This window comes from Bacteroides sp. AF20-13LB (assembly GCF_003603065.1).
Lineage (GTDB): Bacteria > Bacteroidota > Bacteroidia > Bacteroidales > Bacteroidaceae > Bacteroides > Bacteroides uniformis.
In genome coordinates, this window is the sequence record NZ_QTMH01000008.1 from 191,885 (window position 1) to 218,868 (window position 26,984).

Sequence of the window (26,984 nt, forward strand, 5' to 3'; positions counted from 1 at the left end):
TATGCAGTTTCACCCATAACTTATAGCTTATCTAATATTCCTTTGATACTATCCAATCGTATAAAATTGGGATGTCGTATTTCCCCTTCATGTTGCTCGTATGCCCAAGTCACGTGGTATGGTACATGGGCAGCGTATCCCCCAAGTTCCAATACCGGAAGTATGTCTGATTTTACAGAATTACCTATCATCAGGAGTTTTTCAGGCGGACAGCCCAATGTATCAATCAGCCTCTGGTAATCATCGATTTTCTTGTCACTCATAATTTCGATATGATGGAAATATTCTCGCAGTCCGGAAGCTTCTATTTTTCTTTTCTGGTCGAACAAGTCCCCCTTAGTGGCCAACACCAATTTATATTTCCCATGAAGTGACGATATGGTCTCCTTCACGCCTTCCAGTAGTGTAACCGGTTTCTGCAGAAGCTCTTGTCCCCATCCTATTACTTCTTCTATAAGATGCATATTCCCGTTTCCGTCTGTCACTTTGCAGATGGTTTCAGTCATACTGAGCATTATGCTCTTCAGCCCATAGCCATACATATGCAGATTCTTCATTTCTGTTTCAAAAAACCTTTGTGATATGGATGAAGCAGGCAGATATTGCCTTAAAAGGTTACAGAATTTGTGCTCGAACTCCTGAATATAAAGTTCGCTTTCCCACAGTGTGTCATCAGCGTCAAAAGCTATAAATTCGATTTTATCTTTCATGAATGGTCGTTTTATAAAAGCGTCCAAAGATACGGAGTATTCTATATAAATGAAAAGATAAATAGTGATAAATGGGAAGTTAATATCTTGTCTGCAACTTATTAATATTGTGTTTGCAGAAAATTAATATCTTGCAAACACGATATTAATTTCCTATTTTTGCACTTATTTTTTCATTTAATACATAAATTTTAATCGTACAAAAGGATGATGACATCACCCCAACCCGCTTCCAAAGGCTTCAGCAGAGCTTTTTGGGTAAGCAGTACAGTAGAACTGTTCGAACGCATGGCATATTATGCTGTATTTATTGTTCTTACCATTTATCTTTCCAATATTTTAGGTTTCAATGATTTTGAGTCAAGCATGATTTCCGGTCTGTTTTCGGGAGGGCTCTATTTGTTGCCTATCTTTACGGGCGCATATGCCGATAAGATAGGTTTCCGAAAGTCGATGATTATTGCTTTCTCACTGCTTTCCATCGGGTATTTGGGCTTGGGATTGCTTCCCACCCTACTGGAAGCAGCCGGTCTGGTGGAGTATGGCGAGACAACCCGTTTTTCAGGATTGCCGGATAGTAATGACCGCTGGATGATTGTCCCCGTATTGTTTGTTATCATGGTAGGAGGTTCGTTCATCAAGTCTATCATATCGGGATCGGTGGCTAAGGAAACAACAGAGGCTACCCGTGCTCGCGGCTATTCCATCTTCTATATGATGGTGAATATAGGAGCTTTTACCGGAAAAACGGTGGTCGACCCTCTACGGAATGTTATCGGTGAGCAAGCTTATATTTATATCAATTACTTCTCGGCTGCCATGACGGTGCTGGCATTATTGGCTGTCATCTTATTGTATAAATCGGCACATACAGCAGGTGAAGGGAAAAGCATGCGTGAAATTGGGCAAGGTTTTCTGCGTATTATCACTAATTGGCGTTTGTTGATTCTTATCCTCATCGTAACCGGCTTTTGGATGGTGCAGCAACAGCTCTATGCAACTATGCCCAAATATGTCATCCGTATGGCGGGTGAAACAGCCAAACCGGGGTGGATAGCCAATGTAAACCCGTTTGTAGTGGTTTGCTGCGTAAGTTTTATCACCCGGTGGATGGCAAAGCGCACAGCTATTACTTCTATGAATATAGGCATGTTTCTTATTCCGGTATCGGCATTGCTGATGGCATGCGGTAATTTGCTGGGCAACGATATTATTTCCGGCATGAGCAATATTACTTTGATGATGGTGTTTGGTATTGTTGTGCAAGCTTTGGCAGAATGTTTTATCTCACCGCGTTATCTGGAATACTTCTCTTTGCAGGCCCCCAAGGGCGAAGAAGGTATGTACCTCGGTTTCAGTCATCTTCATTCATTCCTCTCTTCTATTTTCGGATTCGGTATTGCGGGGGTGCTTCTGACAAAATATTGTCCTGATCCAGTCTTGTTTGAAACCCGCGAAGCGTGGGAAGCAGCTAGTGTCAATGCACATTATATCTGGTATTATTTCGCTGTTATAGGATTGGTTGCGGCAATAGCATTATTCGTTTTTGCCAAAACTACCGAATTCATCGACAAAAAGAAGAAGGCATAAGGTTTATATATTGCATACTTTTTGTATATTTGCCGTCACTTTTTTTAAAAGCGACGGCTTTTTTGTAATTAAGGAGATTAGGATGAAAGTAAAATTTATAAGCCTTGCCAGTGGAAGCAGCGGCAACTGTTATTATATAGGCACAGAAAAATATGGAATACTCATCGACGCCGGCATTGCAGTACGGACGATAAAAAAAGGACTGAAAGAAGCAGGTATTAGCATGGAAATGATACGTGCGGTATTTGTTACGCACGACCATGCAGATCATATTAAAGCGGTAGGTGGATTGGGTGAGAAACAGAATATTCCTATTTATACAACTGCCCGGATTCATGAGGGTATCAACCGGAGCTATTGCATGACAGAAAAGTTATATTCGTCTGTCCGTTACCTGGAAAAGCAGCAACCCATGCAGTTGGAAGATTTTCATATCGAATCTTTCGAGGTACCTCATGATGGCACGGACAATGTGGGCTATTGCATTGAGATAGACGGAAAAGTGTTTGCTTTTCTTACAGACCTTGGTGAAATTACTCCTACGGCCGCAGAATATATCAGAAAGGCCAATTATCTGATATTGGAAGCCAACTACGATGAGGAAATGTTACGCATGGGTACCTACCCCCAATACCTGAAAGAACGGATTACCAGCCGCACCGGACACATGAGTAATATTGCTACTGCTGAATTTCTTTCGGAAAATATGACGGAACATTTACAGTATATTTGGCTTTGTCATTTGAGCAAGGACAACAATCATCCTGAATTGGCATATAAAACAGTGGAATGGAAATTAAGGGAAAAAGGAATTATCGTAGGAAAGGATGTACAGTTGTGTGCTTTGAAGCGTACTACTCCTTCTGATTTATACGAGTTTGAATAAAAAATCCCATTTCATCGCAAAAAATACACCGTTTTGTTTGCACGAATAAAATAAAAGGACTACTTTTGCACCCGCAAACAAGAAATAAGGAATGCACTCTTAGCTCAGTTGGTAGAGCAACTGACTCTTAATCAGTGGGTCCAGGGTTCGAATCCCTGAGGGTGTACTTAAAAAAGGAACAACAGTAGTTGTTCCTTTTTTAATTTGTTTTAACAAGAACATGCTTTGTTGGGTATAAGCTCCTCATACGGAATCACTAGTAAATCTATATGGGGATGATACATTATTTTTCGTTAGTCCGCATCATAAATTCTTCAGAAGTTTGTTTTTATACCTTTGCCCTCACCCGCTTTCCGCCTCTTTCGTCACATTCGAAAATATATGTCAGAAAATGAAAGTAGGAAGAAAACTTTTATTTCCTCCTACTCGTATATCTATATTTTGTATATTTGTACACACATCAATGATTTTAAACTAAAAGAAAAACAATATGGATAAAGATTCAAAGCAAGTAGTGGTTCTTCTGACACATCCCAATATAAAAGAGTCGCGAGCTAACAAGGCATTGATGGATGCTATTAGTGACATGGGAGAGGTAGCCATATACAATTTATATGAGATGCGTATGGAAGATGCTTTTAATGCAGAGATATGGAGCACTATCATATCGCATGCATCTGCGCTTGTATTTCAGTTTCCGTTCTATTGGATGTCGGCTCCTTCTTTATTGAAGAGATGGTTGGATGAAGTATTTACTTATCTGGCAAAAACTCCTGCTGTGGCTGGTAAGACATTGATGGTGGTCACTACTGCCGGCTCTGAACATGATGCTTATAGAAGCGGAGGAAGAAATCGTTTTACGGTGGATGAGTTGTTAAGACCTTATCAAGCAAGTGCTGTACATGCTGGAATGATATGGCAAACTCCTCTTGTAGTCTATGGAATGGGGACTTCGGAAGCTAGTAAAAATATAGCAGAAGGGATAAATTGCTATAAGCAAAGAATTGAAGCATTGGTGAAGAAAGACATTTTCAGTGATAATTGGTAATAGTAGGACCATATCGAAATGGAACATTCTTTTTCATTTTTGAATGTTTGTTTTTCTCTTTATCTTTTTCTAAAATACTGATTTTAAGCAATAAATAAAATATTGTATGAATTGGCATATTTCTTGTGTTAACTCATACATGAAACTTTATATTATATCAAACAGATTACCCGTTAAGGTTACCAAAGAGGATGAAACGTTCGTGTTTTCACGAAGTGAAGGTGGACTGGCTACCGGTTTGGACTCACTTCAGATTTCCTACGAAAAACATTGGATTGGATGGCCTGGAATATGCGTTGACAACGAAGAAAGTAAAGAGGAAATCACTTCTAGATTGGAAGGAATAAATTTCCACCCAGTATTCTTGTCCGAAATACAGATAAAGAATTATTATGAAGGCTATAGTAATAGTACTATTTGGCCATTATGTCACTACTTTTTTGTTTATACGCTGTATCGGAACTCTTTCTGGCAATCGTATCAGGAAGTGAACCAGTTGTTCTGCGATGCCATTTGCCGCGTGATACGTCCAGGTGACAAGGTGTGGATTCAAGACTATCAGCTAATGCTGCTTCCCGGAATGCTTCGGAAGGTTTACCCGGATTTGAATATCGGATATTTCCATCATATCCCTTTCCCTTCCTATGAACTTTTCCGGATATTACCGGAGCGTGCAGAAATCCTGAAAGGATTATTGGGTGCTGACTTTATAGCTTTCCATACTCATGACTATATGCGGCATTTTATCAGTGCTGTCGAACGGGTATTGCGTATTGACTTTAAACTGGACGAAGCACAACTCGGGAATAGAGTAGTTAGGACCGATGCTCTTCCTATGGGAATCAACTACGGACTGTATCACAATGCTTCTTCCAGACCGGAAGTACGGCGGGCGATAGACCGTACACGGAAATTTTTCGGGAATCATAAGTTGATTCTTTCTGTAGACCGCTTGGATTATAGCAAAGGCATTCTGCACCGTTTATGGGGATTTGCTGCTTTTTTAGAATGTCATCCTGAATATTGTGGAAAAGTTACATTGGCAATGGTCATTGTTCCATCACGTGACCATGTAGATAGTTATGCTGAGCTAAAAACCAAGATTGACGAAGAAATAGGTTCTATAAACGGACAGTATTCTACGATGGACTGGACTCCGGTTTGCTATTTCTATCACGGTTTTTCATTTGAAGAACTGGTGGCAATGTACTATATAGCTGATGTAGCTTTGGTAACTCCACTTCGTGATGGCATGAATTTGGTTGCCAAGGAATATGTAGCCTCGAAAAATAATAATCCGGGTGTTTTGATTTTGAGTGAAATGGCAGGTGCAGCTATTGAGATGACGGATGCATTGTTGATTAACCCCAATGACACTGAGGAGATAAAGCAGGCCATTTGTCGGGCTTTGGAGATGCCCGAACAGGAACAACTGAAACGCTTGCAACACATGCAGAAAATTATTTCCGTACAAACGGTTAATAAGTGGGCGGCAGACTTTGTAAGTGAATGGAGCGATACGTGCCGTAAGAATGAACAGCTTCGTAAGAAAAGGATATCCGCCGGTATTATTGGTGCCATCAAAATGAAATATAACCAGGCTAAGCAACGGCTTATCTTGCTGGATTATGACGGAACGTTGGCGTCGCTCAATACACGACCGGAAAATGCTAAGCCCACCCCTGAACTCATTGCCACATTGCAGAAGCTGGTTTCCGACCCGGCCAACCATGTTGTTGTGAATAGTGGTCGCGACCATTTTACTTTAGAAAAATGGTTGGGAAATTTACCTATTGCAATGGCTGCGGAACATGGTGCTTTCTATAAGGAAAATGGCATCTGGCACAAAAACATAAACAAAGCGGAATGGAGTTCCGGATTGGTGTCCATCTTGAAGCTTTTTGTCGAAAAGACGCCTCGTTCCCACCTTGAAGTCAAGGAAACGACTTTGGCATGGCATTACCGGGAAAGTGATGCATGGTTAGGAGCTTTGCGGGCACAGCAACTTATCAATGTGCTGGTTAACATCTGTATACAGCAAAAGCTGCAAATCATACAAGGAGATAAAGTGGTGGAGATTAAGTCTCCCGATTATAATAAAGGTTCCGAAGTGAGACGCCAGTTGGAAAAGAAACATTATGACTTTATCATAGCTATGGGAGATGATACTACGGATGAAGATATGTTCAAAGCTTTGCCGGTGAATGCAGTGACAATCAAGGTGGGATATGTGTCGGAGGCAGCAAGCTATAATATGCCATCACAAACGGAAGTCCTGCCTTTTCTTCAAATTCTGGCGAACAAGAAAGACATGAAACAACCCATTGGCGAGAATGTCAAAACGAGCTTGAAAGGGGTATTCGATTTTTTCAGAGACTTGTTAAAAACAAAATAGTAAAAATGAGTAATTTAAATTATGGGGTAGTAGGCAATTGTCGGACTGCCGCACTTATATCCGAAAAAGGCAGCATAGACTGGTTGTGTTTTCCCGATTTTGATTCTCCGTCTATCTTTGCATCACTACTTGATCGGGAAAGAGGAGGAAGTTTTGGATTTGACGTTACAGAAGACTATCATATCTCACAATCTTACGTTCCTCACACTAACATATTGTCTACTTCTTTTTCTTCGAAAGAGGGAGAATTTGTCGTACTTGATTACATGCCTTATTACCGTTCCTGCGAAAATGCCCATTATCTTCCGGCAGAATTGTATCGATATGTGAGGTGGATAAAAGGTAAGCCCCGTTTCAAAGTAAACTATGTCCCTGCTCCCAATTATGCGCAAGGTAAAGTGATTCATAATGTCACTTCTGAATTTATAGAAAGCTATTGTTCTTCTGATAATAAAGATAGACAATATTTGTATTCTTCCCTTCCTTTGCAGAACATCGAACAGAAAAAAGAAATTATATTGGAAAAAGATGAGTTCTTTCTTTTGTCATACAATGAAAAGGTCATTCCGGTGGACATTGAACGGGAAAAAATTGAATATTGCCGTACTTTGGTTTATTGGCTTAATTGGACCAACCGTACTAAGAAATATTCTCTCTATAATGATGTGATAGAAAGAAGCATGCTGGTTTTGAAACTGATGTCTTACTATAACGGAGCCGTACTGGCCGCCCTTACTACCAGTTTGCCCGAATCCGTCGGCGAAGTACGTAATTGGGATTATCGGTTCTGTTGGTTGAGGGATGCCTCCATGTCTATCGAAACTTTGTTCCAGATAGGCCATATAGGGGCAGCAAGACGTTTTATGAAGTTCATACAGTCCACTTTCGTATCCAAGCACGAATCCTATCAGATAATGTACGGCATTCGGGGAGAAAGGCAGCTGACCGAGATTATTCTGGAGCATTTGTCCGGATATAAGAATTCCAAACCAGTACGGATAGGTAATGATGCTTACCATCAAAAGCAGAATGACTCGTTCGGTTATCTGATGGATTTGATTTACCAGTACTATCGGCTGATGCCCGGTACATTAGACGAAATAGAGGATATGTGGGAAATGGTAAAGAGCATTCTTTCCACGGTAATGGAAGATTGGAAGAAACCAGATAAGGGGATATGGGAAATCAGAGGAGAAAGCCGCCATTTTGTTTCATCCAAAGTGATGTGTTGGGTGGCTTTGGACCGTGGTGCAAAGATAGCTTCCATGCTCAATAAATACGGTTATAGTGAACGTTGGCAAAAGGAAGCTGACAAGGTATGGCAGGATGTAATGACATATGGATGGAAGGAAGAACTTCAAAGTTTCTCGCAGACTTATGATAATATGGCAATGGATTCCTCTTTGCTGTTGATGGAACCTTACGGTTTTATTGCAGCAGACGATATCCGATACCATAAGACAGTGAAGGCTGTGAAAAAAGCTCTTTTGCATAAGGGATTGATGTACCGGTATAACAGCGAAGATGATTTCGGGCTTCCTTCTTCGGCTTTTACCATTTGCACTTTTTGGCTGATACGTGCGCTTTTTGTTATCGGAGAAAAGGAAGAAGCCCGTTGTTTGTTTGATGATGTTCTGACATATTCCAATCATTTGGGGTTATTCAGTGAGGATATTGATTTTAATACGAAGGAACAACTGGGGAATTTTCCACAAGCTTATTCGCATTTGGCATTAGTCAATACGGCTATTCTGTTTGCAGAAGAAAATAAGAGATTGGCTTTTATCCGGCCGTAACGAGGAGGGGAACTTAATTAATACTGCAAATGGGAGCATTTTGTATTTGTCCTTCTTTCTTTCGTTTTTAATTCCATTGAATGATGATACCTTTCTTTTTTTATGTATTTTTGCATAAATAAAATTTCACTATTTCGGCAGTTGTTTTGTACTCATATCGCTGATATAGTTTAGGAACTCAAAATAAAGGATTATCATGTTACGGAAGATTAGACTGACTTTTGCAATGATTTGCTTTGTACTCATCACCTTGTTGTTCCTTGATTTTACGGGAACGTTGCATGGGTGGTTCGGCTGGTTGGCCAAAATCCAGTTTTTGCCGGCTGTATTGGCGCTAAATGTGGGAGTGATATTGTTTCTTGTAATTCTCACTTTGGTATGCGGGCGTATCTATTGTTCTGTGATTTGCCCCTTAGGGGTATTTCAGGATATACTGGCATGGCTGGGCCGGCAACCTAAAAAACGCAGGAAGCTTCCTTACTCTTATTCTCCGGCCTTATCTTGGCTGCGCTATGGCGTATTGGGTGTGTTTATCATTGCTTTGATTGCCGGAATTGGTTCATTGGCTGCTCTACTTGCACCCTATAGTGCATACGGACGTATTGCCAATAATCTTTTTCAACCTATATGGCAATGGGGCAACAATCTGCTTGCTTATCTGGCTGAACGGGCAGACAGTTATGCCTTTTATGAAACGGATGTATGGTTGAAGAGCCTGCCGACTTTTATTATTGCTGCCGCTACTTTGGCTGTGCTTGTTGTTCTGGCCGGACGCAACGGACGAACCTATTGTAATACGATTTGCCCGGTAGGAACGGTCTTGGGCTTCCTTTCACGTTATTCGCTTTTCCGCATCACAATAGATTCGGAAAAGTGCAACCAATGCAGTCTTTGTTCACGCAACTGCAAGGCAGCCTGCATCAACTTTAAGGAGCATCAGATTGATGCAAGCCGGTGTGTGGTTTGCATGAACTGCATTGAGAAGTGCAAGCATGGAGCCATTTCCTACAAGTATCATCCTTTCGGTAAACCTGCTGCGGGCAAGGCAGATTCGGAACAGATAAACGAAACCCGCCGCAGTTTTTTCACAGCAACGGCTCTGGTTGCAGCCACTTCTGTTTTAAAAGCGCAGGAAAAGAAAGTAGACGGAGGACTGGCAGCCATTGAAGATAAGAAGATTCCTGAGCGAAGCACTCCCCTCACTCCTCCCGGCTCATTGAGTGCCTGCAATATGGCGCAACACTGCACGGCCTGCCAGCTCTGTGTGTCGGCATGTCCCAATCAGGTTCTTCGTCCTTCTGCAGACTTAAGGAAATTGATGCAACCGGAAATGTCATACGAACGCGGCTATTGTAGACCGGAATGTACAAAATGTTCGGAGGTATGTCCTGCAGGGGCTATCCGTCCGATAACCAAAGCTGATAAATCATCCGTTCAGATAGGGCATGCCGTGTGGGTAAAGAAAAATTGCATACCACTGACGGATGGTGTGCAGTGTGGCAACTGTGCACGCCATTGTCCGACGGGAGCCATACAAATGGTGCCGAGTATACCTGAAGACAAGGATTCTCCAAAGATTCCGGTAATCAATGTGGAGCGTTGTATCGGCTGCGGGGCATGTGAGAATCTTTGTCCGGCCCGTCCGTTCAGTGCCATCTATGTGGAAGGACATGAAAGACATCGAATTATATAACAAAGTAGAATTTCTATAAGTATGGAAGAACATCATAAAAACAATATGAACCGTCGTGATTTCTTGAAGATAGTGGGAATTACAGCCGCCACATCTACTGCTGCCCTCTATGGATGTGGTTCTAAGGAAGGAAGCAGTGAAGGCAGTAAAGTATTGGGCCCCATTCCGACGGATAAAATGACCTATCGTAGTTTTCCTGGTTTGGGGAGTGACAAAGTTTCTATTTTAGGATATGGCTGTATGCGCTGGCCTACCGTTCCTGCTCCGGATGGAAAAGGGGAAATGATAGACCAGGATGCTGTAAACGAACTGGTGGATTATGCCATTGCCCATGGCGTGAATTATTTCGATACGTCTCCGATGTATGTACAAGGATGGAGTGAGAAGTCTACGGGAATAGCTCTGAAACGCCATCCACGCGAATCGTTCTATCTTGCCACCAAACTATCCAATTTTCATCCTGATACCTGGACTCGCGAGGGTTCCATCGCCATGTACCGTAAGTCGTTCGAGGATATGCAGGTGGACTATATAGACTACTATTTGCTACACATGATTGGTGGCGGTGGCATGGAGCAATTCCGCAAACGCTACATAGACAACGGTATGATTGATTTTCTTGTCAAGGAGCGTGAAGCAGGACGCATCCGCCGTTTGGGATGGTCGTTCCACGGAGATATCGAAGTCTATGACTATGCCTTGCAGATGCATGACCGTGGTGAAGTTCATTGGGACTTTGTACAAATACAGTTGAATTATGTGGACTGGAAACATGCTTCGGGCAGCAACTTCAAGGCAGAGTATCTGTATGACGAGCTGGCCAAGCGTAAGATTCCTGCTGTCATTATGGAGCCTCTGCTGGGTGGGCGGCTCTCCAATGTCCCCGACCATATTGTGGCACGGCTGAAGCAGCGCGAACCCGAACGCAGTGTGGCGTCTTGGGCATTCCGTTATGCCGGTTCTCCCCAGGATGTACTGACAGTGCTGAGCGGCATGACTTATATGGAACATTTGCAGGATAACATCCGTACTTACTCTCCATTGGTACCACTCACAGAAGAGGAAACTCAGTATCTGTATGATACGGCAGATTTGATGATGGAGTACCCCACCATACCTTGCAACGACTGCAAGTACTGCATGCCTTGCCCGTATGGAATTGACATTCCTGCCATCTTGATACATTACAATAAATGTGTCAATGAAGGAAATGTGCCGGAAAGCAGCCAGGATGAGAATTATCGGAAAGCACGCCGTGCTTTTCTCGTAGGATATGACCGAAGTGTACCCAAACTGAGGCAGGCCGACCATTGTACCGGGTGCAACCAGTGTTCTCCGCATTGCCCGCAAACGATTGATATTCCCAAAGAACTGCATCGTATTGACAAATTTGTAGAACAGTTGAAACAAGAGACTTTATAAAATGGAGAGTATCATTGACATACTGCACAAGGGAGGATACTCTTGTGTTATGAAGAACCGGGAGGAAGTCCGTACTTTCACCCAACGGGGAGTAGCGGATTTGTATGATTTGTACCAGGCAGATTCTGCATTTATGAAGGGGGCTGCCATTGCCGATAAGGTTATAGGGAAAGGTGCCGCTGCTTTGATGGTACTGGGAGGCTTTAAAACGGTCTATGCCGATATAATCAGCACTCCTGCGCTGGCATTGCTGTGCGAAGCAGGAATTGAAACGACTTTTGCCCAAGAGGTTCCCCATATCATTAACCGTGACAAGACCGGCTGGTGCCCGTTGGAGACGGCTTGCATGGAGCTGAATACGGTAGAGGAGATGTATCCGGTGATTCAGAATTTTATATCAAGAATCAGGGCAAAATAGCAACAGCCTGCTCTCTTTCCCTGATTACCTGATGCCTTTCTCTTCCAGCATCTTGAAGTCTTCCTTGAGCATACCGACATCATCCAGTGTGCGGGCTTCATTGTGGTCGTTCAGATAGACTCTGGGTCTTTCGATAAACAGAGCGCTGGTGACAGATAAAGAGTCATTCCGGTATGGGGTCTCCACTCCACCTATTTCCAGCATTGTCTGGAAGAATGAGGCACTGGAAGATACATTCTTCTGCCTATTGGCTTGTGCGGCCTCCAATAACGATGGGTATCTCTGCCGGTAGTTGTCGGACATCCAAATAAAGAATGGCACATGTATCTGATAATAGGAAGGTACCGGTGAGGCATGCAGAAAGAGATGCCGGTTGTCATCGAAAATATCTTCTCCATGGTCTGAAGTGTATATCAGGGCAGAATTGACATGTTGTTCTTGAAGCATATCTATCAGACGAACCAGAAAATTATCCGTGTAGCGGATAGAATTGTCATAGGCATTAATCAGGTTGTCTTTGTATTTCACTTCCGCATCAACGGGCATGTCCGGCAGGAAGAAAGCCTGCTCTGCCGGATAGCGCTCTTTATAATTGAAATGAGAACCGTAAGTGTGGAGAACTATAAATTGCCTGGAAACTCCTTTGCCCAGTTCTTTTGCTACCAGTTTCAACAGTTCGTTATCAGAGGGGTTGTAATTGGAATCCCCCACATCTTCTTTAATGAAATCATACGTGTCGGCTTCTTTGCCGAAGAAGTCTATAAATGAGTGGTTATAACGCTGGTTCGAGAAAAAGGCGGTCTGGTAACCGGCTTCCTTGAATGCTGTGATAATCCCTTTCTGATAATAGATGGAATCAAAACTGGAAGCACTGACCGGCGACAGCAACATCGGAACACTCTTGTGGGTAGTGTTTGATTCTGTCAGCACATGGCTGAAAGCTGTCAGTCCGCCAATGCCCGACAGTCCCGGGTTAGTCTCCCGTTCGTAGCCGTACAAAGCCCAGTTGCATGCCCGTGAGGTTTCTCCCACCACCATTACATATACTTCCCTTTCATCAGCCTGATGAGTACTTCTAGCATGAAAGGTAAAATCTTTAGAGGTCTTGTGATAATTCCGCGTCTGGGCCGTCCGTTGAAAAGCAAGTGCTATGTTGTAGCATACGTTGGCAGGATACAGTTCGGATTTCGGCTCATACCGGTTATCTGTCAAATAAGCAGTGCCTAAGGATAATATTCCGGCAGACAACACATACAGAGTGCGACGGCGAGCTTGCCGGATGAATGCTTCGGACAGTCTGCGTTTGTGTACAATGGATATGGTTGCCAGAATTAATGCAGGTATATAGAGCACTACCACAATAACGATGGCAGGTATCAGATTGTCCAGCAGTTCCAGCGCCTCGCTCGAATTGGTTGTCACCAGATTCAGAAACATATCCACTGCGATAATGGACTGACCGAAAAGATACAGCAATACAAGCTGGAAGGCTCCGAAGAAGATGAACGGAAATAGCAGCCAGAATGTCCTGCCACAGTTTCTCGACCAAGCCATTACAGCATAATATATAGAAAGGGGTAGCAGGATATTACATATCTTTGCCGTCCATGATATGGGTTCTGTAAAGCATAGCACTACATTGGGCACTATCAGAATGACCAGAAACAGATAGAACAAATGTTCCTGATTGTCGAACCATTTTTTTATGTCTCTAAAAAGCTTCATTGATATTGAATATAAATCCGGTCTGGTGTTTGCCAAAACCTAAATCCAAACGTACGTTTACTCTCTTTTTGAACTCCCAGCGGTAGCCGAAACCATAATTAGGAAGAATATGCCTGGCCTCCAATTCCGAGAAATTCGGGAATATGGTTCCCGCCCCTACCCATACGGCAACTCCATTTCGCTTCCATACATGTTGGCGTAGTTCCAGCTGGGCATCCATTGCACACTTGTCACGGTAGCGCCCCTCATAATAGCCACGCATAGAATAGGAACTTCCCAATGTTGCCATCAGTCCCCAGGGCGGATTTCCGTAGTTCAGCAGAGTATGGAACTGGCCTGCCAACACCCCACCCTTCCACACGGACTGGTAATAGCTGGTCGTCAGTTCCGTATTGCTGAATGCATATTTATTTCCCAAAAAGGCCGGACTGAAGCGCTGGTCTATCCGTAGGTAATATCCTTTATAGGCATTTGTCAGAAAATCGCGTGAATCATACAACAAGGAAAAACCCAAGCTCACGTTGGTGCTGCGCGCTTTCATTCCTTTCCATAATTCCGGTTTTTCAAAGTCACGCCCATACACGTAATCAAATGCTGTCATCGGACCGATATAAAAGTTACGTGCCATCCGGAACATAAAGTCCACCTTAACCTGCGCCTGAAAGCGATCGTATTCACTCTCATTGTCATCATTGGCTCCATTGTCATATCCTTGTCCCCAGTAAAGGCTTGGGAAAGAATAGAAATACAGATTGTAGTTCAACCGGTATTTGTCTTGGGGAAACAGATGGTTTCCACGTACTCCCAGCAAATAGAATCCCACTGTGGAGACATCCCCATACAGAGAGACATTGGACGGAGGGAGAATACTATCGTTCCGGTCGGTACGGTAGAGTCCTGCCGCCACCAGTCCGATTCCAAATTTGGTGTCACTGGAATAATGAGGCCCGCCTATAATGCTGAAATCAAATTTCTTGTTTTTCTTTTCTTTGTTGGCATCGTTGAAGTAATTCAAAATTTTTCCGAAAAAACTGCGTTTCTTGGGAAGCGAGTCTATCGGATACGTAGAAATTGAGTCCACAGAGTTTTTTGCTTCTGCAAGGTGTGTTTGTGCATGAACAGCCGTTTCTGTAATCAGCATCAATATTGGTAATATCCATTTTGTCAATTTAGTGTCCATTTACTTGTAGAAAACTTCCGTGGCAAAGTTAGTTTTTATGTTCTTCATTACAACAATGTTACTGTTCTTTTTGTTTCCAATTTTTCTCTTTTAATGTTCATTTCTACATTGCATGTGGGGTTTACTCTTTTTAACTACATCATTTATAGAACTTTCCTCGATTTATACTGTTATTTTAATATTACAAAGAACAACATGATATTGAATTATGAAAACAGCAATGGACATTCCCGATAAAGAGGGACAGAAACGACTGGTAATCGTAGGCGGCGGCTTTGGCGGATTAAAGCTGGCACGAAAATTGAAAAGCAACAAGTTTCAGATAGTTTTACTGGATAAGAATAACCATCACATCTTCCAACCGTTACTCTATCAAGTGGCCACAGCAGGTATTGAACCGAGTGCCATATCATTCCCATACCGAAAAATCTTCAAAAAAAGAGAGCATTTCCATATACGTATTTGTGAAGCACAGCAAGTCTTCCCGGAACACAATCTGCTGGAGACTTCCATCGGCACGCTGGCATACGACTATTTGGTCATTGCCACCGGCTGCAACACAAATTATTTTGGAAACGACGGGCTGGAGAAACAGACCATGGCACTAAAGAATACTTCGGAAGCCTTGTTCAACCGAAACCAGATATTGGATAGTTTTGAACAAGCCCAGAACACCGGTAATAAAGAAGAGCGCAGGCGTCTGATGACCTTTGCCATTGTAGGCGGTGGAGCTACGGGAATAGAGTTGGCTGGTGCTTTGGCCGAGATGAGGAAGTTTGTCCTTCCTCAAGACTATCCGGACTTGAATATCAATGAGATGCGTATCATCTTGTTGGATGGCTCTTCCCGGCTCTTGTCTGCTTTTTCAGAAGAGTCTTCCAAAGAAGTGGCCGATTATCTGAAGAAGCGTGATGTGGAAATCAAATTGAACCAACGGGTGATGGGATACGAGAATTATCAATTGGCATTGAATGACGGGACTGCCATCGATACCAAAAATGTATTCTGGGTGGCCGGTGTCAAGGCAAACAGCCTTCAAGGATTGCCTGCCGATGCCTATGGACCGGGAAACCGCTTGAAGGTGGACACTTATAACCGTCTTTCTCAATATCCCAATATTTTCGCTATCGGGGATACGGCCCTTATGATTTCTGAGGAGTATCCCAAAGGACACCCGCAAGTGGTGCAACCAGCCATCCAGCAGGCCCGCAACTTGATAAGGAACTTGCAGCGTGCAGAAACAGGCCTGCCGTTGCAGCCGTTTATATATCAAAACAAAGGCTCCATGGCGACCATTGGCCGCAATCATGCCGTAGTCGAGCTTAAGAAACTGCGTTTTGGCGGTTTTCCGGCATGGGCTGTGTGGCTATTCATCCATTTGATGAGTATTGTGGGTGTAAAGAACCGTCTTTTCATCTTCGTAGACTGGATGTGGAGTTACTTTACCTATGACCCATCTTTACGGATTATCATCAAACCGTTGAAGCGGGAGTAAACTTTTATTGAGTAATATTTGTTATAGTTCATATACGAACTTAAAAACGAATGAATATGTTAAAACGACTTTTATTTCCTGTCAAACCGGACGGAACGGCAACATCTGCTATACTATTGATTGCAAGAATTGTATTCGGTATATTATTAATGAACCACGGCATCCAGAAGTGGACTAACTTTCAAGAGCTGTCGGCTGTTTTCCCTGACCCGCTGGGTGTAGGCAGTCCGCTGTCTTTAGGACTGGCTATCTTTGGTGAATTGGCATGTTCCATGGCATTCATTATAGGTTTTCTCTATCGTTTGGCTATGATACCAATGGTGTTTACAATGGCTGTTGCCTTTTTTGTAATTCATGGCAATGACCCGTTTGCCACGAAAGAGTTGGCTTTTGTGTATCTGGTAGTGTTCATATTGATGTATATCATAGGTCCGGGCAAGTTTGCCGTTGACCGCTGGATAGGAAAAGCTCTTTTCCAAAAGGCTCGTAAATAGACACTTCCGTTTTACTGAAAACAGATTTTAAGCTCAAATAGGATGTATTTTCGTAAAAAATCCTATATTTGCGGATGCTTAAAATAACTCGATGAGCTATAAAGCTAATTAAATACAGTAAAATAAAAAAGAGTGATTATGAAAAAGTTCAATTTGAAGATGGCTGCGACCGTAATGATTTGCGGCTCGTTTCTTTTCAGTTCTTGTATCGGTTCTTTTGGACTGCATAGTAAACTGGTCAGCTGGAATCAAGGTATTGGTACCAAGTTTGTAAACGAACTGGTTTATCTGGCATTCAATATTATCCCGGTATATGGCGTTTGCTATCTGGCCGATGCATTGGTCATCAACTCCATCGAATTCTGGAGTGGTTCAAACCCTATGGCCAGCATTGGTGATGTAAAGAAAGTGAAAGGCGAAAACGGTGACTACCTGGTAGAGACACTTGAAAACGGCTATTCTATCACCAAAGAAGGTGAGACTGCTTCTATGGAACTCATTTACAACAAAGAGTTGAATACTTGGAATGTTGTTGCCGATGGTGTCAGCACAGAATTGCTGCAAATGAACAATGACGGCACTGCACAAATGACCCTTCCGAACGGTGAGGAAATGACAGTGACGCTGGATGCCCAAGGTGTGGCAGCAGCACGTCAGGCGACGATGATTGGCACGTACTACGCTTTTAATTAATGGAAAATGGAAAATTGAAAATGGAAAGTGGCTGGTACATAGATGCCCAATAAGCATTTCTCACTTTCCATTTTCAACTTTCATTAGAACGGATATCCCACAGCAAAGTGGAAAGCAAAATCGCGGCTGAATTTAGGATGAATAATGGGATAACGGTCTTTTTTCTTTTCATAAGCCGGATTGATGGCCTTCATACCTCCGTCGAAACGCAATACAAAGAAATCCAGGTCAAGACGCAATCCCAAACCATATGCCACGGCAATCTGCTTATAGAACTTGTCAAATTTAAACTGACCTCCCGGCTGGTCTTTATAATCCCGTATTGTCCAGATATTCCCGGCATCTACAAAGAGGGCTCCTCTGAATTTCCAGAACAACCGTGTGCGGTATTCAATGCTGGCATCCAGCTTGATGTCTCCCGACTGGTTCATGAAGTTATTATCGCCGGGGAAAGAACCGGGCCCCAAATCACGTACAGACCATCCGCGCACACTGTTGGCGCCGCCGGAGAAGTAGCGCTTCTCAAATGGAAGCATTGTTGCATTGCCGTATGGAATGGCAATACCGGCACCAAAATGAAATGCCAATGAATTGCGGTTGTCAATGACTAGATTCTTGGCAAAGTCAAAATCGCCTTTCAGGTATTGGGCAAAAGGAATGTTCAACAAAGTGTATTCCCCCAATGCATTCTTCTTCATTCCTCCGAGCTTTGCCACAGCATACAACAAGTTACCCGCCAATTCAAAATTGAGGCGGATGGTATAGGAATTTCCGATACCGGAGTTATTCATCAAAGCCCTTCCGGCGCTGTTGTAGATATAGCTGTAGCCGGTGCGGACAATAAAACGGTCTTCGTAATTGTATTTAAGGATATAGTTCTCGTCCTTCTCCAGATATTTTTTTCTAAAAGTTGAATCTATACTGGGCATATACAAATAGTTAATATCCAGCAAATCAATGCGATGCTGTGAACGCCGTTGTTGTACCCCCCATTTGTAGCTCCATCCGGCAGAAGCCACAATACGCGTAAACTCCGGTCGTATCTGGTAGTTGTATTGCAATCCGAACTCGGTAGTAGCCCTTATCTTCCGCTTGAAATCGCCGGAAAGAAACGGGAACATGAAACGCGGGAAGTTGATGGTCGCTTCCGCACCCAGTTCTATGTAGTTCTGGTTCAATCCGCTTTGCAGACCGGACACAGCCTCGTATGCCCCACGTAGCTTGAACATGAATGTTTCGGAACCTTTGAACATGTTGCGGTGCTGAAAAGCCACCGAAGCGGCAGCTCCCAAGTCGCCGGCAGAGTTTGTGCCTTCCACTTCAAAGGATACGGACTGATGCTTGCCTCTGGTCAGCATCACATAAGCGTTGAGCTTTGCACTGTCACTCTGCTGCACTTCGAAAAAACGGATATTGGTATATTTCAGGGCTTGCAGGCGTCCGTAGTTGGAGTAGGTACGCTGCACGTTCTGCTCGTTGTAGAGAGTTCCCGGAATGATGCGCAGATTGTTGGTCAGCACTTTGGGACGCAGATAAAGCTTGTCTTTGTAGTAGATGGGGAATCCTTTGTAGTGCAATGAATCATTCACCTCAATGCTGTTCAAGGCAGATGCCTGCAACACATTATAGTCGGTAATGAAACTCACTTTATTGATAGTGTATTGCCGGTGATTCTGCGGTGTATCCTCGTTGTGCTGCCTGTATGGAGCCAAGTGCAACGTCAAATCTACCAGATAAGAATTACGGACGGTATCTGCGGTATAGGATATGTACTCTTTGTTGAACTTGTAATATCCATTCTGAAGCAGTTTGTTTGTGATACGCTGGCGTTCTGCATCCAGTACATTGACATCAAAATACATGCCTTCGGACAATAGGGTTACTGCGGAATCCTGCCGCATGTATTCCTTTATTTTACTGTCCCGGATATCATATTTCAAGGTACGCACTTTATAGGGCTTGCCGGTCGTCACCTTATAGACCAACTTCATCTTTTTCTTCTTGACTTGGCGTACCGGTTCCACCAGAGCACCCATATAGCCCATATTCTGCACAGCCTTAGTAATCTCTTCCCTGGTCCGGTTGGTTTCCTCCTCACTGTATATGACCGGGGCATCACCTAATTTCCTCAATGTACGGTTTATCCAGCGTGTAGAGTCCCGTCCGGACCAGTTGTAGACATACAACTGGGTCTTTATCAGGCTGAACCACTTCGCATTGGGATTCTGGCGGATGTACATGGAGAGATTGGATGGTTTTACTTCCTTATTGTCGGTATGTATGCGCACTTCATCCAGCAAATACGAGCCGTCCGGCACATATTTGGTAGAAGAACAGGAAGCCAACAAAAGTACGATAGTAGTAAGTATCGCGTAGCGGAAACCTTTATTCATACCGAGTCATTAATTGCGCATAAACAGCTACAAATATACTTGTATTTTTTTGTTCCCGAAATAAAAAACGCCGGAAGAGTGCAGAGTTTTTGATTATATTGAAATAATCACGTATTTTTGTCAAATGATAACATGTGTGTCCTATGGCATTAAGTAAAAATCGCATTAAATATATCCACTCGTTGGAGCAGAAAAAGAACCGGAAGGCAGACAAGGTATTTCTGGCAGAAGGGCCTAAACTCGTAGGGGATTTGTTGGGACATTTTCCTTGTCAGTTCTTGCTGGCAACTTCAGAATGGCTTTCCCGGAACCGCCCTCTCTCCACCGTAACAGATGTCACGGAAGTATCGGAGGAGGAACTTTCGCGTGCCAGCCTGCTGAAAACTCCCCAACAAGTGCTGGCTGTGTTCCGGCAGCCGGATGAGGAGACGGATATTTCCGTCATCAGCCACTCCCTCTGTCTGGCTTTGGATGATGTGCAAGACCCCGGTAACCTGGGAACGATTGTCCGCCTTGCTGATTGGTTCGGGATAGAGCATATTTTCTGTTCGCCCAACACGGTGGATATCTATAATCCCAAAACTGTGCAGGCCACGATGGGAGGTATCGCACGCGTCAGACTGCATTATACTCCCCTACCCGAGTTCATCCGCTCACTGAAGGATATTCCCGTTTACGGCACTTTCCTGGACGGAGAGAATATGTACGGACAACCGCTTTCGAAAAATGGGCTGATTGTGATGGGTAATGAAGGAAATGGCATCGGAAAAGAAGTGGAGGCACTCATCAACCGCAAACTATACATACCGAATTATCCCGCCAGCCGTGAGACCTCGGAGTCATTGAACGTGGCTATTGCCACAGCAGTAGTTTGCGCTGAGTTCCGGCGCCAGGCTGCATTGTAGTAAAATCAAAAGGAAAAAACAACCAGGGAATCAAATAAGGCAATTCTTCCTCGATAACCGGAGGGATTGCCGTCAGTATATTGCAGCACGTATCAAAATGAGGATAGTCTGTTTCCACCTCCGTAAGCAAAGCTATAACTCCCGGTAGCCATTCCGTATTCTCCACCTCTTCTGTCAATGGGAAGATACGTGATACACATTGTCCTTCACCTATCTCCACCACATATTGTTTCAGATAGCCATGCCCGGGAAGAAACAGAAAATGGGAAGCGTAGCGTTTCATGCTTTCGGACGGGGACGTATGGTTCTGGGAGTCGTGGTATTTTCCTGCTCCTGAATTTCCAGAGGTTTCAATTTCTCAGGTTTTCCGATACTGTCTTTGCGAAGGGAGTCTGTCGCCTGCTGAAGGCTGTCCTTTGGGGCAATGACCAAGCTGTCCGTGGCGTGATAGCGCATCAGTGAGATACGGTCTGCCAGCAAAGGCTGTGGAGTCTCCTGCTGCGGATAATAGATGAACCCGCGTATTTCCTTGATTTCTCCTAAAGTATCGGCAAACAAGGTGAGCGTTTCCACACCTGTGTCTTGTACTTTCCGAATGGCACTGATGACACTGTCATTCTTTTCGTAAAGAACCTGCATCGCCATCAACGGAGCATGTATGCTGTCCGGTGCACCGTTGTGGAAACGGAAGCGCACGCTCCAGCGCAGCGTGTCACGGTCGTGGAAATTGGTGTCTGATGGCAACGTAAACGTTATCTTGTTGTCCAGGGGCATACCCGTCAACTGATAGATATGCTGCCATATCCACACGTCGATACTGTCTCCGGGAAGTGATTCTTTCGGCTTGTTGTCACGCAGGGCAATCAAGTGGTTGATACCGTCTCTCTCGGCTTTCAACCGTACATTCACTTTCTCGTAGATTTTGGTAAGTACTTCCGGGTTACGGGCAAACCAGACCATAGAAGAGTCAAAATCGGCCTGAGTAATGCCATATTTCTTGAAAACCGATTCAATGTATAGCACCCGCTTATAACTTTCGTTATACGGCACTTCTTCACCCATAGCTTTGGCTATGTGATAATCATAAAGCACGTTTTCCATCTTGGCATCCGGAAGGACGGTCTCAGGTCTTTTCACCTTACAAGCCGTCAGACTGAACGCCAGAAGGACTACGCTACACCATTGAATTCGATTTATTCCTTTCATGATTTCTTTATGGCAGCATGATAGGCATCATTGAAGTCCTTGCCGTAGAACAACAGCAAAGCAATGATACCGCAACTGATTGCTGCATCCGCAAAATTGAATATCGGGCTGAAGAAAATGAAATGTTCTCCACCGACAAACGGCATCCATGCGGGCCAGTTTGTATCAATGATGGGGAAATAGAACATATCCACCACCTTGCCATGGAACCACGGGGCATATCCCCCTCCTTCAGGCATGAAGGAGGCTATCTGCGAATGGGTGCTTTCGTTGAACAGCACGCCATAGAACACACTGTCGACAATGTTTCCCAAGGCTCCCGTCAAGACCAAAGACACACAGACGATAAATCCGGTCTTCATGCCTTGCTTCACGAACTTGTACAGAAACCAGCCAATGACCGTGACTGCAGCAATGCGGAACAAGGTCAGGAACAGTTTGGCGAATATTTCCATACCGAAAGCCATACCACTATTCTCGGTAAAGTATATATAGAACCAATCCGTAATCCGGATACTCTCATGCCAGTACATGTGGGTCTTTATCCAAATCTTGATAATCTGGTCTATAACCAATACCGAAAATATAATAAGGCAGGCTATCCGGCCCTTCGTAAAGAATTTACCCATTTTTATTTCTTGCCGTTGTTTTTAGCTTCGATGCTCAAAGTGGCATGGGGCACTGCACGAAGGCGCTCTGCCGGTATCAGTTTGCCGGTTTCGCGGCAAATGCCATATGTTTTGTTCTCAATGCGCACCAAAGCAGCCTGCAATCCTTGGATGAACTTCAACTGGCGTTGGGCCAGACGTGTGGTTTCTTCCTTGGATAAGGTGTTGGCACCTTCTTCCAGTACTTTGTACGTAGGAGATGTATCGTCGGTGTCATTACCGTCTGCACCCGTCAGGCTGGCCTTTAACAGTTCATAGTCACGTTGTGCCAACTCTAACTTCTCCATAATGATAGCGCGGAATTCTTCCAATTCAGCATCTGAGTATCTTGTCTTTTCTGCCATAACTTTTACGTGTTAATCAGGGTTAGTATTTAATTATTCTTTCACTACGCTCACGTACAGCGAGAAATCGTCGAAGTTCAGTTCTGTACCATTTTCTACGTTGTCTGCCAGCGTCAGTGAAGTTCCTAAAACTTGGTTGCGAATATAGTCATTATATTCATTTACCGCATCATCTGTTTGAGGATTTTTTGATAATGTAATCTTTATTTTATCTGTTATCTCAAAACCGCTCGACTTGCGGATATTCTGAATGCGGTTTACCAGCTCGCGTGCAATACCCTCACGGCGCAGCTCTTCGGTAACGGTAACTTCCAGAGCCACGGTCAGTTTGCCCTCGTTGGCAACCAGCCATCCCGGAATATCCTCACTGAAGATTTCCACATCTGCCGTTTCAATCACGGCTTCTGCACCGTCCAGATTGAACGTATAAGAGCCTTTCTTCTCCAGCTCGGCAATGGCTTCCTGGGACATTTCCGCCACAGCAGCAGCCACGGCTTTCATCTGCTTACCGAATTTCGGTCCCAGCTTCTTGAAGTCGCATTTCACTTTCTTTACCAGTACACCGGCAGCACCGTCCACAAACTGGATTTCTTTCACATTCACCTCGTTCATGATAAGTGCTTTCACAGCCTCGATGTGTGCACGCTGTTCTTCATCCACTACCGGTATCATGATGCACTGAAGCGGTTGGCGGACTTTGATGTTCACCTTGCGGCGCAATGCCAATACCATGGAAGTGACGTCTTGTGCCATCTGCATGCGGACTTCCAATTCCTTGTCTATCATTTCCTCCTTATATTCGGGGAACTTGGCAAGGTGTACGGAAACCACATTGTCGCGTCCCGTAGCTGCAATCAGGTCCGTATACAGCATGTCGGCATAGAACGGAGCAATGGGCGCCATCAGCTTGGCTACAGTTTCCAAGCAGGTATAGAGTGTCTGGAATGCAGAAAGCTTGTCCTGCGTCATACCGCCACCCCAGAAACGTTTGCGGTTCAGACGAACGTACCAGTTGGAGAGATTGTCGTTCACAAACTCAGAAATGAGACGTCCTGCTTTCGTGGGCTCGTATTCATTGTAGCAGGTATCCACGTTCTTCACCAACGTATTCAGTACAGAGAGAATCCAACGGTCTATCTCAGGGCGTTCTGCCATGGGCACATCGGCTTCTTTGTAGTCAAATTCGTCTACATTGGCATAGAGGGCGAAGAATGAATAGGTGTTATAGAGTGTTCCGAAGAACTTGCGGCGCACCTCTTCCACTCCATCCACGTCGAACTTAAGATTGTCCCACGGAGAAGAGTTGGTGATCATGTACCAGCGCAACGGGTCGGACCCGTATTTCTCGATGGTCGAGAAGGGGTCTACGGCATTGCCCAGACGCTTGGACATCTTGTTACCATTTTTGTCGAGCACCAAGCCGTTGGAAATGACAGCCTTATAAGAAATACTGTCGAACACCATTGTAGCGATGGCGTGCAACGTGAAGAACCAACCGCGTGTCTGGTCCACCCCTTCGGCGATGAAATCGGCAGGATATACCTGGTGGCTATCCAGCAGTTCCTTATTCTCGAACGGATAGTGTATCTGTGCATAAGGCATGGCACCGGAATCGAACCAAACGTCAATCAAGTCCGTTTCGCGTTTCATCGGCTTGCCGTCTTTGGAAACAAGGATGACATCGTCCACGTAAGGACGGTGCAAGTCTATCTTGTCATAATTCTCTTTGGTATATACACCCGGCTGGAAGCCCTTCTCCTTGTAAGGATTGGACTGCATCAAGCCGGCAGCTACGGATTTCTCTATTTCGTTGTAAAGTTCTTCTACAGACTCGATACACTTTTCCTCGCTATTGTCCTCTGTACGCCAGATGGGCAGCGGAGTACCCCAGTAGCGTGAACGGCTGAGGTTCCAGTCATTCAGGTTTTCCAGCCACTTGCCGAAACGTCCCGTACCGGTGCTTTCCGGCTTCCAGTTGATGGTCTTGTTCAACTCTATCATACGTTCCTTGCAAGCGGTGCTGCGGATAAACCAGCTATCCAGCGGATAGTACAATACGGGTTTGTCCGTACGCCAGCAGTGCGGATAATTGTGTACATGCTTTTCTATCTTGAATGCCTGGCGGGCGGCTTTCATCATCATGCAGAGTTCGATATCCAATGATTCGGCAGCTTGTGCAGCCTGCTCATCATACTTGCCGTCTACGGTGAATTGAGGGTCATAGGCATTCTTTACCCACTTGCCCTGATAGTCTTTGTAAAGGTCTGCATTGACACATGCCTTTACAAACTCCTCGTCCAGTTCGTCAATCAAGAAGAACTTACCGGTGAGGTCTACCATCGGGCGGGTCTCACCCTTCTTGTTTATCATGAACAAGGACGGTATACCTGCAGCGCGTGCCACAAAAGCATCGTCCGCACCAAAGGTCGGGGCAATGTGTACGATACCCGTACCGTCTTCAGTCGTCACATAGTCACCAGAAATTACACGGAAACCTTTGTCGCTGGGAGTCCAGCTACCGTCTTCGGCAACGTCTATCGGTTTCACCCAAGGGATGAGCTGTTCGTACTCCATACCTACCAAATCGGGGCCTTTGTACTCACCTACTATCTTGAAAGGTATCAGCTTATCACCCGGCTTATAATCCTCTAATGCAATGTCTTCCGCTTTTTTGTTGAAGTGAGTGTAGAGCAGTGCTTTTGCCAAGACAACAGTCATCTTCTCACCGCTATATCCGTTGTAAGTCTGTACGGCCACGTAGTCTATCTTGGGACCGACGCAGAGCGCAGTGTTGCTGGGCAACGTCCACGGAGTAGTGGTCCATGCCAGGAAGTAAGGAGTTCCCCACTCTGCCATTTCCGGTTTCGGATGCTTCATCTTGAACTGTGCCACCATGGTCGTGTCTTTTACGTCACGGTAACATCCGGGCTGGTTCAACTCGTGCGAGCTGAGTCCGGTTCCGGCAGCAGGAGAATAAGGTTGTATGGTATACCCTTTATAAAGGAGTCCTTTCTTATAGAGCTGTTTCAGCAGCCACCACAAGGTTTCGATGTAGCGGTTGTCGTAGGTGATATACGGGTCCGTCATGTCCACCCAGTAGCCCATCTTGTGCGTCAAGTCTTCCCATTCCTTGGTGAACTTCATGACGTCCTTGCGGCAGGCAGCATTGTATTCTGCTACGGAAATAGTCTTGCCAATATCCTCTTTCGTAATGCCGAGTGCTTTTTCCACACCCAGTTCCACGGGCAGTCCATGAGTATCCCATCCGGCCTTACGCTTTACTTGGAACCCCTTCATCGTTTTGTAACGGCAGAAAATGTCCTTAATGGAGCGAGCCATTACGTGGTGAATGCCCGGCATACCATTGGCCGAGGGAGGTCCTTCGAAAAATACGAAAGAAGGACAACCTTCACGTTCTGTCATACTCTTGGCGAAAACCTGGTTTTCGTCCCATTTCTTCAACACTTTTCCGTTCACTTCGGAAAGGTCGAGCTTCGAATATTCGGCAAACTTCTTACCCATCTTGATATTTACTATTTGACAATTTACAATTTACGATTGAAGATACTCTTGATAGGCATTTGGTACGTCAAAAGCTACCTTCTCCATTTTAAGGGTGCAAATTTACAAAAAACTTAAATACAAGAGACTTTTTAAGAACAAAAAAATATGCAGGTACGATTTTAAAAAATATTCGCTCACTCAACACTGTCCCTCTTTTCTCTTTTCCCGAATTAGTACATAGAAGTGCATCTGTAGATGTCGTTTGGGGCAATGCAGGGTTCCCTAAGCAAAAAACGACAAAAAACGCAGAATTTGCCAAAACCTACCCCCTGAAAACTACGTTGAAAACAACAAATGAGAGGGCTATTTTGCTGAGTTCAACAAATGGTATGTAGAATTCTGCGAATGCTATTGCCGCA

21 protein-coding genes and 1 tRNA gene are annotated in these 26,984 nt (G+C 44.3%); 13 read left to right on the plus strand and 9 right to left on the minus strand.

What is annotated here, in order from left to right; all coding sequences use genetic code 11:
• Positions 1-20 precede the first annotated feature (20 nt).
• A complete protein-coding gene (locus tag DWX62_RS11195; RefSeq protein ID WP_005825494.1) occupies positions 21-710 on the minus strand; it encodes an HAD family hydrolase in 690 nt (229 codons plus the stop codon).
• A gap of 207 nt (positions 711-917) precedes the next feature.
• On the opposite strand from DWX62_RS11195, the gene DWX62_RS11200 reads away from it, so the two are divergent.
• The 9 genes from DWX62_RS11200 (at position 918) to DWX62_RS11240 (ending at position 11,958) form a co-directional block, all read left to right on the plus strand.
• Positions 918-2,300 (plus strand): MFS transporter, encoded by a 1,383-nt coding sequence (locus DWX62_RS11200; protein ID WP_008664585.1) that lies wholly within the window; start codon positions 918-920, stop codon positions 2,298-2,300.
• Between the two features lie 82 nt (positions 2,301-2,382).
• Positions 2,383-3,186, plus strand: a complete 804-nt coding sequence (locus tag DWX62_RS11205; protein WP_025835841.1) for an MBL fold metallo-hydrolase — start codon at positions 2,383-2,385, stop codon at positions 3,184-3,186.
• Positions 3,187-3,279: 93 nt separating this feature from the next.
• Positions 3,280-3,352, plus strand: a tRNA-Lys gene (locus DWX62_RS11210).
• Positions 3,353-3,676: 324 nt separating this feature from the next.
• Positions 3,677-4,234: an NAD(P)H-dependent oxidoreductase gene (locus DWX62_RS11215; RefSeq protein WP_005825500.1), complete on the plus strand. Its 558-nt coding sequence runs from the start codon at positions 3,677-3,679 to the stop codon at positions 4,232-4,234.
• A gap of 139 nt (positions 4,235-4,373) precedes the next feature.
• Positions 4,374-6,629, plus strand: a complete 2,256-nt coding sequence (locus DWX62_RS11220) for a bifunctional alpha,alpha-trehalose-phosphate synthase (UDP-forming)/trehalose-phosphatase (RefSeq protein ID WP_005825504.1) — start codon at positions 4,374-4,376, stop codon at positions 6,627-6,629.
• A gap of 5 nt (positions 6,630-6,634) precedes the next feature.
• Positions 6,635-8,425, plus strand: coding sequence for a glycoside hydrolase family 15 protein (locus DWX62_RS11225; protein ID WP_005825506.1), 1,791 nt, complete (start codon positions 6,635-6,637; stop codon positions 8,423-8,425).
• Between the two features lie 196 nt (positions 8,426-8,621).
• The gene (locus DWX62_RS11230; RefSeq protein ID WP_005825508.1) at positions 8,622-10,118 is read left to right on the plus strand and encodes a 4Fe-4S binding protein; all 1,497 of its coding nucleotides are present in this window, start codon (positions 8,622-8,624) and stop codon (positions 10,116-10,118) included.
• 21 nt (positions 10,119-10,139) lie between these two features.
• Positions 10,140-11,540: an aldo/keto reductase gene (locus DWX62_RS11235; protein ID WP_005825512.1), complete on the plus strand. Its 1,401-nt coding sequence runs from the start codon at positions 10,140-10,142 to the stop codon at positions 11,538-11,540.
• 1 nt (position 11,541) lies between these two features.
• Positions 11,542-11,958: a DUF1893 domain-containing protein gene (locus DWX62_RS11240; RefSeq protein ID WP_005825513.1), complete on the plus strand. Its 417-nt coding sequence runs from the start codon at positions 11,542-11,544 to the stop codon at positions 11,956-11,958.
• Between the two features lie 24 nt (positions 11,959-11,982).
• Here DWX62_RS11240 and DWX62_RS11245 read toward each other — a convergent pair whose 3' ends face one another.
• Positions 11,983-13,683 (minus strand): lipid A phosphoethanolamine transferase, encoded by a 1,701-nt coding sequence (locus DWX62_RS11245; protein ID WP_005837124.1) that lies wholly within the window; start codon positions 13,681-13,683, stop codon positions 11,983-11,985.
• Complete coding sequence (locus DWX62_RS11250) at positions 13,670-14,863, minus strand: BamA/TamA family outer membrane protein (protein WP_025835369.1); 1,194 nt, start codon at positions 14,861-14,863, stop codon at positions 13,670-13,672. The genes DWX62_RS11245 and DWX62_RS11250 overlap by 14 nt, the downstream gene beginning before the upstream one ends.
• Positions 14,864-15,071: 208 nt before the next feature.
• Here DWX62_RS11250 and DWX62_RS11255 point away from each other — a divergent pair, with 208 nt between their 5' ends.
• The 3 genes from DWX62_RS11255 to DWX62_RS11265 all read left to right on the plus strand — a co-directional run bounded on the left by DWX62_RS11255 (position 15,072) and on the right by DWX62_RS11265 (position 17,545).
• Entirely contained in the window at positions 15,072-16,358 is a 1,287-nt protein-coding gene (locus DWX62_RS11255; RefSeq protein ID WP_008664590.1) for an NAD(P)/FAD-dependent oxidoreductase, read from the plus strand.
• Between the two features lie 56 nt (positions 16,359-16,414).
• Entirely contained in the window at positions 16,415-16,852 is a 438-nt protein-coding gene (locus tag DWX62_RS11260; RefSeq protein WP_044468852.1) for a DoxX family protein, read from the plus strand.
• A 138-nt stretch (positions 16,853-16,990) separates the two neighbouring features.
• Positions 16,991-17,545: a DUF3332 domain-containing protein gene (locus tag DWX62_RS11265; RefSeq protein WP_005837119.1), complete on the plus strand. Its 555-nt coding sequence runs from the start codon at positions 16,991-16,993 to the stop codon at positions 17,543-17,545.
• An 83-nt stretch (positions 17,546-17,628) separates the two neighbouring features.
• Here the strand turns inward: DWX62_RS11265 and DWX62_RS11270 are convergent, their stop codons facing one another.
• Complete coding sequence (locus DWX62_RS11270) at positions 17,629-19,938, minus strand: BamA/TamA family outer membrane protein (protein WP_119992647.1); 2,310 nt, start codon at positions 19,936-19,938, stop codon at positions 17,629-17,631.
• A 143-nt stretch (positions 19,939-20,081) separates the two neighbouring features.
• Here DWX62_RS11270 and DWX62_RS11275 point away from each other — a divergent pair, with 143 nt between their 5' ends.
• Positions 20,082-20,843: an RNA methyltransferase gene (locus DWX62_RS11275; protein ID WP_008664596.1), complete on the plus strand. Its 762-nt coding sequence runs from the start codon at positions 20,082-20,084 to the stop codon at positions 20,841-20,843.
• Here DWX62_RS11275 and DWX62_RS11280 read toward each other — a convergent pair.
• The 5 genes from DWX62_RS11280 to ileS are packed head-to-tail and all read right to left on the minus strand — an operon-like array spanning position 20,791 to position 26,583.
• Positions 20,791-21,126 (minus strand): hypothetical protein, encoded by a 336-nt coding sequence (locus DWX62_RS11280; protein ID WP_005837115.1) that lies wholly within the window; start codon positions 21,124-21,126, stop codon positions 20,791-20,793. The genes DWX62_RS11275 and DWX62_RS11280 overlap by 53 nt on opposite strands.
• On the minus strand, positions 21,123-22,049 hold the full coding sequence (locus DWX62_RS11285) for a DUF4296 domain-containing protein (RefSeq protein WP_035448513.1): 927 nt from the start codon (positions 22,047-22,049) through the stop codon (positions 21,123-21,125). The genes DWX62_RS11280 and DWX62_RS11285 overlap by 4 nt, the downstream gene beginning before the upstream one ends.
• Positions 22,046-22,678: a lipoprotein signal peptidase gene (locus DWX62_RS11290; protein WP_016273745.1), complete on the minus strand. Its 633-nt coding sequence runs from the start codon at positions 22,676-22,678 to the stop codon at positions 22,046-22,048. The genes DWX62_RS11285 and DWX62_RS11290 overlap by 4 nt, the downstream gene beginning before the upstream one ends.
• A 2-nt stretch (positions 22,679-22,680) precedes the next feature.
• On the minus strand, positions 22,681-23,061 hold the full coding sequence (locus DWX62_RS11295) for a TraR/DksA C4-type zinc finger protein (RefSeq protein ID WP_004290962.1): 381 nt from the start codon (positions 23,059-23,061) through the stop codon (positions 22,681-22,683).
• A gap of 33 nt (positions 23,062-23,094) precedes the next feature.
• Positions 23,095-26,583 carry an isoleucine--tRNA ligase gene (ileS, locus tag DWX62_RS11300; RefSeq protein WP_057281123.1) on the minus strand — a complete coding sequence of 1,163 codons (3,489 nt, stop codon included), beginning with the start codon at positions 26,581-26,583 and terminating at the stop codon, positions 23,095-23,097.
• Positions 26,584-26,984 lie beyond the last annotated feature (401 nt).